The sequence below is a fragment of the Capsulimonas sp. genome (genome assembly GCF_039929585.1).
Taxonomy (GTDB): domain Bacteria; phylum Armatimonadota; class Armatimonadia; order Armatimonadales; family Capsulimonadaceae; genus Capsulimonas.
In genome coordinates this window covers 1-11,706 of the sequence record NZ_JBDSQY010000214.1, presented here as the reverse complement: position 1 = coordinate 11,706, position 11,706 = coordinate 1, and the positions used below count along the sequence as shown (strand labels likewise).

Genomic DNA, 11,706 nt, shown 5'->3' with positions numbered 1-11,706 from the left:
CGATGAACGTACTTTGAGCCGCGAATTCATTCGCCGGTCTCTGACGAGAAAACGCGAGAATCAAGTTAACCGCGAGAATCAAGTTAACATGGTACTAGCCTGAATGCTTGTTCCCGGAATTCGGTCATTTGGCGGAAAGAGATTTGTCGGCCAGGGCGTCGGCTTTCTTGTAGATTTGGGTCGGAATTAGGATCTGCGCCGGCGTCTGGTCACCCGCCATGTACTTTACGATTGTCTGTACGGTTTTCCTGCCGATCTCCTCGGGAAACTGTACGGGATCGGCGTAAATTTTTCCGTCTTTGATGGCCTGCTTGCCCTCCGGCTGTCCGTCAAACCCGACGACTTTCACTTGACCGGCTTTGTTCGATTTTTCCAGCGCCGCCACCGCGCCCAGTGCCGAAGGATCGTTGATCGCAAAAATCCCGTTGATGTCCGAGTGCGCCTGCATGATGTCCTCGGTCGCCTTGAACGATTTGTCTTTCTCGCCGCCGCCAGGCAGCTTGATCACAATCTCGATCTTCCCAGGGCCTTTGGCGTTGTTTCGATTGATGACTTCCTCGAAACCCTGGGTTCGAAGCATGACGGATTCGGTGACGGGATTATCCAGAATAGCGACCTTGCCTTTGCCGCCCAGGGCCTCCACCATGGCCTCGCCGGCAAGGCGGCCGCCGGCGAGGTTATCAGTGGCGATATGCGAGACGACTTTGGCGGTCTTCGAGAGCGAAGCGATATCGGCTGTGAAGACGGGGATGCCCGCCTTGTTGGCGGCTTCGATGGCCGTGCCGATGGATCGGGAGTCCGCGGGATTGAGAATGATGGCGGAGACCTTCTGAGCAATGAAGTTATTCACTTGATCATTCTGCTTCGCGGGATCATAGTCGGCGGAGGTGATAACGACCTGCATGTTATTCGCGGCCGCTTCTTTTTGGATCGCCTGCCCCATGTCGTTGAAGAACGGGTTTGTCGACGTCAGCAGCGAAACTCCGATCGTGCTCTTGGCTTGGCCCGAAGATGGGGCGGGGCCGGCGCCCTGGTCGGTGTGGTTACTGCCGCACCCGGCGATCAAAAGCGACAGCGCGATTGAGGCCGCGGGGATCAGTGAATGGAGGGGACGAAGTTTCATGAAATTGTTTCCTTCTGTTTGCCAATTGCGTCGGGTTCGGGGAACGCCGGCGGAACGATTGCCGTCTTGCGGTCGCTGCGTGGGCGAAGCCATCGCCAGTCACGATGCTTGAGCATATCCAGCAGGACAGCGGCGAGAATGACGACGCCCAGCACAACGCGCTGTGTGTAGCTCTGGACTCCCGTGAGGTTCATGCCATTTTGAATCACGGCAATAATAAACGCTCCGATCAATGTGCCGAAGATCTTGCCCTGCCCGCCGCTGAGACTAGCGCCGCCCACCACGACCGCCGCGATCACGTACAGTTCATAGGAGACGCCATACGTCGGCGCGCCGCTTTTGAGCTGAGACGCGAGCACCAGGCCGCCCAGACCGGCCATCGCTCCCGAAAGCGTGTAGACCAGAAGGATGATCGGCGTTACCCGCACGCCGGAGAGCCGCGCCGCTTCAGGATTACCTCCGACCGCGTAAATATACCGGCCCAGCTTGGCGCGGGTCATGAGAAAATGGGCAGCCAGATAGATCACGGCCATCATCATGACAGCGTAGGGGATCCCAAGAAATCCCGTTCCCCGCCCCAGCTGCGTGAAGGCGTCGGGAACGCTGTAAATCGATGCGCCTTTGGACAGAATAAACGCGATCCCGCTGGCGATCTGCATCACCCCCAATGTCGCGATAAACGGCGGCAGTCGGAACGCCGTAATCGTGACGCCGGAAAACAGGCCGATACCGGCGCAGAGCAAGACCGCCGCAGCGCCCGCCGACACCATCGACGCATCCGTCGCCCCTGCCCCGCCATGGCTGCGGATAAGAGAAGTCGAAACGACGGCCGCCAGCGCCACGAGGCTGCCGACGGAAAGATCGATGCCGCCGGTGATGATCACCAGCGTCATCCCCACCGCGATGACGGCCACCACGACCGTCTGGTTCGCAATGTTGAGCAAATTTTCACTTTGCAGGAACAGCGGCCAGCGGTAACTCTTTCCGTAATACAGGCGCGTGGCGGAAAAACGGGGGTACTTCTTCGGAATGTCTTGGAGCACCGTCCATGAAGCGCAGGCGGATGTGGTGGCGACAGCGCCCAGGCGCACACCGGTCTTTTCCGCATCCACCAACGCGCGGCGGACTATGCCGGGATCGCCAAGAACGGGCCCGACAACGGTGTAACCAGAGTTCTTCAACCGCCGCGCGGCGCCGGCGGCGAAGAGCCGATCGCTGTCGCTGGCGCTTCCCACCACCATCACGGCGTCGCTCTTCGGCAATGTCCCGCCGATCTGCGACGCGACCAGTTGCGCGGCGGCGTCGCCTTCGGGCTGACGCACTTGCAGGGTCGCCCAGGAATAGTACACGCACAGCAGCAGCAGCACGACCGCCATCCCGTAACTCGACAAAAAGGTCTTCCCAATATCACGAAAAGTCGAGCCACTCAAGGCGGGACGAGTCATTTCCAAACCTCCACAAAACTACCTCGTTCCTACAGCTGGAAGGCTGTAGGCTAGGCTGGGGCGAAGTCAGCTGAAGCAGAGTCTTGGGTCACGTAATCGCCTTATTAATCTTCAACCTGCTTCAGCTGGTTTTGCCTCAGCGTAGCCCACAAACTTCCATTTGTGGGGCGTTTAACAATGATCAATCACGCCCATCTCTGGGTCACGCGGACACGGCGACATCGATGTGCGCTACCGTAAATCCCAAAATCTGTTCCTGTGTTGCGTGGGCCACATCTTCGATCTCGCCGGCGATCCGGCCTTCATGCATCACGAGGATACGGTCGCTCATCCCCAGCACTTCGGGCAGTTCGGACGAGATCATCAAGATCGACTTGCCCTGCGCGGCGAGCTCATTGATCAGCAGGTAAATCTCGTACTTCGCGCCCACATCGATGCCGCGCGTCGGTTCGTCAATAATAATGATATCCGCGTTCGACTGGAGCCATTTGGCGAGAACAACTTTTTGCTGATTGCCGCCGGAGAGATTTCGCGCCGGCTGCTCCTGATGCGAGACTTTGATGCGCAGGCTCTCGATGTACTGAGCGAAGGCGTGTTTTTCCTCGCCCCGCCGCACCAAACCCCAGCGGGAAAAGGCATTGAGGTTGGGCAGCCCGAAGTTCTCCCGAATCGAGAGCCCCAGGACCAGCCCCTGCGCCTTGCGGTCCTCCGTCAGCAGACAGATCCGCTCACGGATCGCGTCGGCCGGCGAGCGCAGAGCCAGCGGTCGTCCATCGAGGCGGATTTCGCCGGCGTCCCGTCTATCGGCGCCAAACAAAAGACGCGCCGTTTCCGTGCGCCCAGAGCCCACAAGCCCCGTTACGCCGAGAACTTCTCCGCGCCGTAAATCGAAGCTCACACCACGCACCGCCGCGCCGCGCCTCAATCCCCGCACTTCCAGGCGCGCCGGACCGATCTTCGGTTCGCGTTTTGGAAACTCATTTTCCAGCTTACGCCCCACCATCAGCTCAATCACACGCTGGCGCGTCAGCTGCGAAGTCGGCTCGGTGGTGATGTATTCACCGTCACGCATCACGGTGATGCGGTCGCACAGACGAAATATCTCGTCCAGGCGATGGCTGACATAGATAATCCCAAGTCCCTGCGCGCGCAAGTCTTCAATGATCGCAAATAGTTTTTCGACTTCGTTCTGGCTCAGCGCCGCCGTCGGCTCATCCATGACCAGGATCCGCGCATTACGCGCGAGGGCCTTGGCGATCTCGACAACTTGCTGCTGCGCCACCGAAAGATCGCGGCAGAGCGTGGCGGGAGGGATTCGGGTTTCGAGGCGCTCGAATAGCTCCAAAGCCCGGCGCTGCTCGTCCGCGATCGATAACAGCGCGCCGCGCCCCGGTTCCTGCCCTAAAAAGATGTTCTCGCGCGCCGAGAGCGTGGGGACGAGGTTAAACTCCTGGTAGATCACCGCGATCCCATGCGCTTGTGAATCCAGCGGGTTCTTGATGGTGATGGGAGCGCCGTCAATCGCGATGCTTCCCCCGTCCGGGCGGTGCGCGCCCGAGAGGATCTTGATGAGCGTGCTTTTCCCGGCGCCGTTTTCCCCCATCAGCGCGTGAACTTCCCCCGCGCGCACCTCCAGATGTCCGTGCTTGATGGCGCGGACGCCGGGAAACGATTTCTCGATATCCGTCATCAAGAGCAAAGGCGCGGAGGCGACATTCACGGGATGCCCCATCGCGTTACGATCCCGCTTTCTTTGAGAAAGCAATAGCCCCGTCGTTTTTCTTCCATGCGGAGTTCAGATGGAACACGGAAAGCGAGGGAATGGTGATTCCAGCGCCGTCCGCCTTCAGCGACAGACCACTCTCATCCGGAAGGAAGCATTTGGAAATCGATAGCTCGCCGTGATTGGCGAAAACCTCAATCGACGTGCGGTCCACCAGGATTTCCACGGTCTTGAGCTGCCCGGAGATCGGCTTTGGGTCCGTCCCGCAGGCGACTGTTTGGCGCGTGAGCGTCACCGGGACGCCGCGAATGTGAAATCTCAGGGTCGCGCCCTCGGGAATATCGACATCCATCTTGATGTGGAACAGATCGCCGGTCTCCTTGAGATCCCATGTCTCCCCGGCTGCCAGAGTGCGGTCCGCCCACTGATCCTCATGCTTGTGCAGGCTGGCGATTTGCTGGATCGGTTCGCGATGAAGACGCGGGCCATCCGGGGTGGTATGCAGCGTCAGCTCGCACGGAAACGTGACTTGCTGGTTGAACGGCATATCGGGATAAACGCCGTCGCGCATCCACGCGGCTTGGATCCTGCGACCATCGCCCGTGTCGGTATTGCCCCAGCTTTGTGTTGCGTAGAAGTTCGGCCCGGCGTCGGAATCAAACTGCGGCGTTTCTTCCTTGAACTCAGAGCCGTCGAAACTGCCGACGGAATACTTGCCGTTTCCGCGGATCAGCACCCATTTCATGTGGGCCTGGTCGTCGTCCAGGGGCAGCTGAAAGAAGTCGGGGCATTCGTAGCTGTTGGGAATCGGATGCTTCTCGTCTTTCCATTCGAGAAGGTTATGGGAGGTGAAGATATGATACTGGCCATCGCCGTACATCATCATCACCCAGCGCTGCGTGGGCTTGTGCCAAAAGACCATCGGATCGCGCTCGGGATAAACTAGGATCGGGTTGTGCGCGTAGAACTTCCACGTGCGGCCATGGTCCAAGCTATAGGTAATGCCGTGGCTGCGATTGTCGTTGCGCGACCAGAACGCCACCATCGGCGGCGTGCTCTTGTCCAGAGATAACCCCGAAGTGTTCTCGTAATCGATCACGCAATTTCCAGATTGAACGGCGGAATCCAGCTCTTCTTCCCAGAACGCAGGCTCCAGCTCGGTCCAATGCACCAGATCGCGACTGATCGCGTGGATCCAGCACTTATTCCAGCGCTGCGCGAAGAGATGGTATTCGCCGTCGTAATACACCAGACCGTTGAGATCGTTGAGCCACCCTTCCTGACGCATGCCTGGGTTCAGTCGATCGACGGTCCATTGACGCGCGGTGAAGTGGAATTGCGGGCGATATGTCTCCTGATAGAGAGGCTGCGAGACGACCGGAAGCCGATCAGGTTGATTGGTCTGTAAAATATGATCCACGTTGATATGCCCCCAGTCTCCTTTTGCCTCATCGACAATTTGTATGTGAGCGGACTTGCCCAAGAACGGGCGCACGTCCCAGCTTACCGGACGCAGCGTATCGGAGTTGTATCCCGTGGCTCTGCGTACAGTCTTGCCGTCCACAATCAAGTTCATACAGGCGTGATGCTCGTAATCCCCGCCGCCGACGCCAAACGAAATAAACTGGCGGGCGATGGTGAAGGCGGGCGACGTCAGAGTCCCCATCGGTTTATCTCCGTCTAATTCGCTGCTGGCGGATCCGCTGCCGTGATTGCCCCGAATGTCCAGCTGCCCCACGCGAACGCCCAGCGCCGGACCGGAACCGAACGCAGTCCCTCGCGCTACCCATCCGTCCCAGCCGGCGTTTTCAAACTCGGCGACCACAATATCGGAGTTCGCAGCACCGGCGACAACGGCGGCAGAGGGTCGAGGCGCACAGGCGGTATACGTCGTGCAGACGGCCGCGCCGAGCACCGCCGAGAGAAGCCCGCGCTGGGTAAGGCGACGAGAAGTACGGTTCATAATTAAGTCCAGATAACGATAAAGACGCCTCCACGCTTGAATAACGAAGCGTGGAGGCGGGATGCAGTCATTTTAGCACAACCGGTTTTGCTTGTCAAGAAAACTTTGTTCCGCTTTCTTGCCGCGCAGATGCGAAACTACATCGGGCTGAATGTCGCCGCGAACTGCGGGTAGTTGGTGTTCCCAGAGAACTCGGTGCCGGCGGCGTTTCCGTAGCGATTGGGCTGATCCGTCGGCGAGCCGGCGGGGTTATTTCCAGGCGATACTTTCGCTGCCTTCAGCCACTTCACATGGCCGTCGCAGAGGAGGAAGTTAGAGGCGTCGGTATGACGCCCCGCCGTACCGTCCGTCTGATTGTTGTTGTTGTTCCCATCAAGCTTTCCGGTAGCGAGCCGCATCAGCGGTTCCGAGACGCCAGGATTAATACCCAGGTTCTGGTCTCCCTGAGTGACGCATGAAGCGCGTGTGGCTCCTACGGATAAGCCTTCATCAATCAACGCGACATCCGCCACGCTGCCGTTAACCTCCGTCAGCATCACTGTAGCCGCAGGAGCATTGAGTGCAGCGAGCTGTCCCTTGATATTGGCGTAGGAGTTGACGATGTGCGTATTGAGAGCATACGACACTTTATACATCGGCGGCGTCGCGTTTGGCTGGTTTGGCGTGGAGTCGTCAGGGCAGGCGTAGACTCCCGTGGATTTGACATACGGATAGATCGGCCCACCCCATCCGATTCCGAAATGGTCATTGGGGGTGAACGTACTGTTCACGGCGCCAACCGGAAACGTTTCGTCGTTATCCTGAATGTACTGGAGAAATCCCAGCCCCAGTTGCTTGAGATTAGATGCACAGCTGATCTGCCGCGCCTTCTCGCGTGCTTTGGCGAAAACAGGAAAGAGAATCGCGGCAAGAATCGCAATAATTGCGATGACAACGAGAAGCTCAATGAGAGTGAAACCAAGAATATTCTTCGATCGAGTGACTGACATGAATGTGAACCTCCACAAATGAACGATAACTGGCCCAAAGTTAGGGTGTGCTCATTGTAGCACAACCGGTTTTGCATGTCAATATGTTTTTCTCAAGACAATCAATCGCAGAAGACAAAAGAGAGCATGAGAAAATTGCATTGACAAACCACAGGAGCCGTTGTATACTGACTATGCTAGCATAGTCAGGCGATTTTGCTACACTGCTAGCGCATGCGTCACAATCTGAGCTACTCTTCATGCTCGAACGAATCGGTTTAATAGAGATTATTGCGACCCAGAAGGACTAGCCCCTATACCGTTTCGACGGATTGGAACGGTATAGGCGTTAAGCCTCCGGCGCAGTATAGATGTAATATCTTGTCGTATTCTCTATTATTGCAGTACAAATTTAGGAGGATCGGAATGTCGACATCCACGACGCACTTTTGCGGCGGCTTACAGCGAAAACATTTCAGCCGGAAACGACTGAGCGGCCTTCCTCTCACCACGGCTCTTCTGTTACTCACGGGGGCGATGTGCTCGGCGCACGCGCCGTTTACCGGAACGCCGATTGCGGTTCCAGGCACGATCATCGCCGTCAATTACGACACGGGCGGCCAGGGAGACGCATACAACATTCAGCAGCCGGCCGCGAGCGGCATGTATCGCGCCGACGACGCTAACGGGCCAGTCCCGATCAACTCGATCAATCAGTATGGAACCGCGACTGGAACGATCATCGGCGGGAACGGATACGTGGTTGGCAACCACGTCGTGCAAGGCGACTGGCTGGCTTACACGGTCAATGTCGCGAGCACAGGTTACTATGACATTCAGGTTAACGCCGCGCCTGCACAGGCGGGCCGGCAGATGGACTTCCTGCTCGACAACACTGATGTCACCCCGGGCAATCTCACCCTCGCGCAGACAAGCAGCTGGGGCAACTTCGGCGTCGCCACCTACCAGTCCGCCTATCTGACCGCAGGCGTCCACACGCTAAAGGCGCGCATCGCCGATATCAACGCGGTCTTTGTCATCAACACTTACACCATCAGCCCACATGTTGTCCACACCTACTATGTCAGCAGCAGCACGGGCGGCGACGGCAACCCCGGGACGCAGGCGTCTCCGTTCGCGACCATCGCGAAGGCGGTCAGCATGACGCTGACAGCCGGCGACTCAGTCCTCTTCAAGCGGGGCGATACCTGGCGCGAGGTTTTGAACCCGCTCTGCAGCGGCGCTCCCAATAACCCAATCACCTTCGCGGACTATGGCGGCGGCGCCAAGCCGAAGTTCTGGGGCAGCAACCAGATCGCCGTCAATGATGGGCAGTGGGTAAGCCAGGGCGGCAACGTCTACACTCATTCCTACTCCCAGCAGGTGAACTCAGTACTTGCAAACCAATCGTTTCTGATCGATATCTTCAATGGCGGCACGGGGGATGGAAGCGTTGTCCGCGATCCGAGCAACACGCCAAACTGCTGGAAGTGGAGCGGCGGCGTTCTGACGATCAGCACCAGCGGCGCCAACCCGAACACTAACGGCGTCCAGTATGAAGTCTGCGTTCGCGACAACGTGATTTGCAATGGAAATCAGCTGACTTCCAGCTTCTACAGCAACCTGGTCTTCCGAAACATCGTCGTGGACGAATGCGGCTCCAACCAGAATCCGACGCTCGGCTACGGCGTTCGCATCCAAGGCGACGGTGTGAACACCGGCATCAACGTCCTGGTGGACGGCTGTGAAGTGTACCGCTACGGCCGCCATGGGTTCGCCGTCATCGACGGTTCGAACGTCACGTTCAACAGCTGCTACTGCGCCTACCCGATGCCGAACGTTCAGACCGGACAGACGGCATATGTCTCATTCGGCAATCAAGGACCGAACCTCAGCGAGACTTCGACCTATAACAACTGTATCGCCGAACATCAGGCCGACACTTGGAATGGCCGCGGCGACTTTGAATATGAAGCCTTTACCGATCACGGCAATTCACTGAAGTCCGTCACGCTGAATAATTTCCAGGCGATCGACAGCGGCGGAGACGGAACCGGCAATAACTGCACCTTCGATGGCGCCAGCGGCGCCATCATCACGGTAAACGGCGGCGTTTGCTACAATGCTCAGGTCAACACGCTTGGGCCGAACGTCACCATCAACGGCATGAACATCATGGGCCCCTACGCCAGCATGGATATTGCGGGCAGCGGCAACGTTATCCAGAACTGCCTGATCACAGGCACGAACTCCGCAGCGCCGTATAACTCCGCAGTCTGGATACGGGGCGACAATAACATCTTCCGTTTCAATACGGTGGTGACTGCGGCGAACGCCGGCAACGGCTTTACCGCCCTGTGCCTGGCTTCGCTCGGCAGCACCTACGGCACAAATGCACAGGTCTACGGCAACATCCTGCTGGCGAACCAACTGACGATCAACTCCTTCACGGGAAGCAACTCACTGAGCGCCGCAAACGTCCGCAACAACATCTACAACAGCGGCGCCACATTCCAGCTAAACTACGGCGCCGTCTGGAACCTGGCGCAGTGGCAGGCGCAGGGTTACGACACAAATTCCATCCAGGTCGCAAGCCCCACCACGGCGCTGTTTACCAATGCCGCCGCAGGCAGCTATACGCTGAAAGCGGGATCGCCGGCGATTGACTTCGTCCCGACCTCCGTTCCCCACCCCGCCACGGATATCTCCGGAAGCGGCCGCCCGAGCGGCGGCGCGGACGACGCCGGCGCTTATGAGTACGGCGGAGCCGTCGTGTCTGCTCCGGTCATCAGCAGCGCCGCGACGGCGTCCGGCACGGCGGGAGCGGCGTTCTCTTACCAAATCACCGCCAGCAACTCGCCCACAAGCTACAGCGCTTCGGGCCTGCCGGCGGGTCTTTCGGTTAACACGGGCACGGGTCTGATCTCAGGAACGCCCACGGCCTCGGGAACCTCCACGGTCACACTGGGCGCCACAAACTCTGGAGGAACCGGAAATAAGACGCTGACGATCACGATCAACCCGGCGGCTCCCACGGAATCCCCTTACGGCGGAACCGCGTGGCCCATTCCCGGCAAGATCGAGGCCGAGAATTACGACCTAGGCGGTGAGGGCGTGGCCTACCACGACAACGACGCCGGCAATACCGGCGGGGCTTACCGCAGCGACAATGTCGACATCCGCACCGTCGTCCGCGACACCGGCGGCGGCAATCAGGTCGGCTGGACCAACAGCGGGGAATACCTCAAGTACACGGTGAACGTCACCGCCGCCGGCAACTACCAGTTCCAGGCGCGAATGTCTTCGGGCGGAAGCGGCGGCACGATCCACTTCAGCGTCGATGGCGTCAATGTCACCGGAGCGATGACCGTACCGGGCGCCGGCAGCTATGACACATTCACGACGATCAGTTCCGGAACGGTGGCTCTCACCGCCGGCGCGCACGTCATCCAGCTCTATCAGGATGTCAGCAACGGTTACGACATCAACTGGATCAACGTCAAGAGCGTCGGGCCTAGCTACCGGATCAACGCCGGGGGACCGGCCGCCAGTCCGTTCACGGCGGACCAGTTCTTCACCAGCGCCGGAACCGGCCTCGTCAGCGGCGCCACGGTCTCGACGACCGGCGTGACCAACGCCGCTCCAGCCGCAGTCTACCAGACCGCCCGCTACGGCGGCGACGTCATCTACACATTCCCGAGCCTGCCGGTGGGCGCTTCGTACCACTTGCGCATGCACTTCGCCGAGACATACTGGACCGCCGCCGGGCAGCGTAAGTTCAACGTGGTGGTCAACAACACCCAGTTGATGACCAACTTCGATATCTTCGCGGACGCCGGCGCGGTCAATAAAGCGGACGTGAAGGATCTCGATACGACCGTGAACGCCAGCGGTCAGATCATCCTTCAGTTCCATGCGACTGTCGATAACGCGCAGGTCGCCGGAATTGAGGTCACGCCGAACTAAACGAGACACGATCCAAGCAAAGCAGAGGCCCGGAGATCATAATTCGATCTCCAGGCCTCTGTGTTATTCACTGATGTTATACACTTCGCCGAAAAGACAGGCGTCAGAACTCAAACGATCTTAACCGCACGCTCTCCATCGCGCGCCGTAATATTCCACGGAATTTCCTGAGTATCACCGTTTCGGGTTAAGATCAATCGATCGACCTGAAGATGCCCCTCGATCATATTGATCTCCAGAACGTCTCCCGCCAGCCGCACGGAGCCGTAACCTGTTTCGGCGGAGAAGAAGGCCTGGAATGGCGCTTCTCCCTCGGCCTTTGGCGCAAACCACAGCGTCTTTGTGACGGCGCAGTACCGGAAGCCGGACAGGGAATTGAGAATCGCGTAGCTTGCCATGGCCCTTGCATAGTAAGACCCACACTCGTACTCGTTGAAGGGATTGCGCGCGTGGCCATCATAGCGGCTGCGCACGGCTCGGACAATGGTCAGTCCTTCGGCAACAAACCCCTCCTCGAT

6 protein-coding genes and 1 pseudogene are annotated in these 11,706 nt (G+C 58.7%); 1 reads left to right on the top strand and 6 read right to left on the bottom strand.

Features of this window, described 5'->3' with window-relative positions; all coding sequences use genetic code 11:
- Positions 1–124 precede the first annotated feature (124 nt).
- The 5 genes from ABIZ35_RS15805 to ABIZ35_RS15785 form a co-directional block, all read right to left on the bottom strand.
- Complete coding sequence (locus tag ABIZ35_RS15805) at positions 125–1,123, bottom strand: substrate-binding domain-containing protein (protein WP_348220884.1); 999 nt, start codon at positions 1,121–1,123, stop codon at positions 125–127.
- Positions 1,120–2,568, bottom strand: a complete 1,449-nt coding sequence (locus ABIZ35_RS15800; protein ID WP_348220883.1) for an ABC transporter permease — start codon at positions 2,566–2,568, stop codon at positions 1,120–1,122. Before ABIZ35_RS15800 ends, ABIZ35_RS15805 begins: the two co-directional genes overlap by 4 nt.
- Before the next feature lie 202 nt (positions 2,569–2,770).
- The gene (locus ABIZ35_RS15795; RefSeq protein WP_348220882.1) at positions 2,771–4,300 is read right to left on the bottom strand and encodes a sugar ABC transporter ATP-binding protein; all 1,530 of its coding nucleotides are present in this window, start codon (positions 4,298–4,300) and stop codon (positions 2,771–2,773) included.
- A 4-nt stretch (positions 4,301–4,304) separates the two neighbouring features.
- Positions 4,305–6,254: a glycoside hydrolase family 32 protein gene (locus ABIZ35_RS15790; protein WP_348220881.1), complete on the bottom strand. Its 1,950-nt coding sequence runs from the start codon at positions 6,252–6,254 to the stop codon at positions 4,305–4,307.
- A gap of 137 nt (positions 6,255–6,391) precedes the next feature.
- Complete coding sequence (locus ABIZ35_RS15785) at positions 6,392–7,243, bottom strand: DUF1559 domain-containing protein (protein WP_348220880.1); 852 nt, start codon at positions 7,241–7,243, stop codon at positions 6,392–6,394.
- A gap of 405 nt (positions 7,244–7,648) precedes the next feature.
- Here ABIZ35_RS15785 and ABIZ35_RS15780 point away from each other — a divergent pair, with 405 nt between their 5' ends.
- Positions 7,649–11,188 (top strand): carbohydrate-binding protein, encoded by a 3,540-nt coding sequence (locus tag ABIZ35_RS15780; protein ID WP_348220879.1) that lies wholly within the window; start codon positions 7,649–7,651, stop codon positions 11,186–11,188.
- A gap of 110 nt (positions 11,189–11,298) precedes the next feature.
- On the opposite strand, the pseudogene ABIZ35_RS15775 reads toward ABIZ35_RS15780, so the two are convergent.
- Positions 11,299–11,706: pseudogene (locus tag ABIZ35_RS15775) on the bottom strand (hypothetical protein); the annotation flags it as partial.

What these genes read in the sequence shown, in the direction of transcription:
- ABIZ35_RS15780 (WP_348220879.1), top strand. Translation starts at nt 7,649, where the DNA reads ATGTCGACATCCACGACGCACTTTTGCGGCGGCTTACAGCGAAAACAT.
- ABIZ35_RS15790 (WP_348220881.1), bottom strand. Translation starts at nt 6,254, where the DNA reads ATGAACCGTACTTCTCGTCGCCTTACCCAGCGCGGGCTTCTCTCGGCG.
- ABIZ35_RS15795 (WP_348220882.1), bottom strand. Translation starts at nt 4,300, where the DNA reads ATGGGGCATCCCGTGAATGTCGCCTCCGCGCCTTTGCTCTTGATGACG.
- ABIZ35_RS15785 (WP_348220880.1), bottom strand. Translation starts at nt 7,243, where the DNA reads ATGTCAGTCACTCGATCGAAGAATATTCTTGGTTTCACTCTCATTGAG.
- ABIZ35_RS15805 (WP_348220884.1), bottom strand. Translation starts at nt 1,123, where the DNA reads ATGAAACTTCGTCCCCTCCATTCACTGATCCCCGCGGCCTCAATCGCG.
- ABIZ35_RS15800 (WP_348220883.1), bottom strand. Translation starts at nt 2,568, where the DNA reads ATGACTCGTCCCGCCTTGAGTGGCTCGACTTTTCGTGATATTGGGAAG.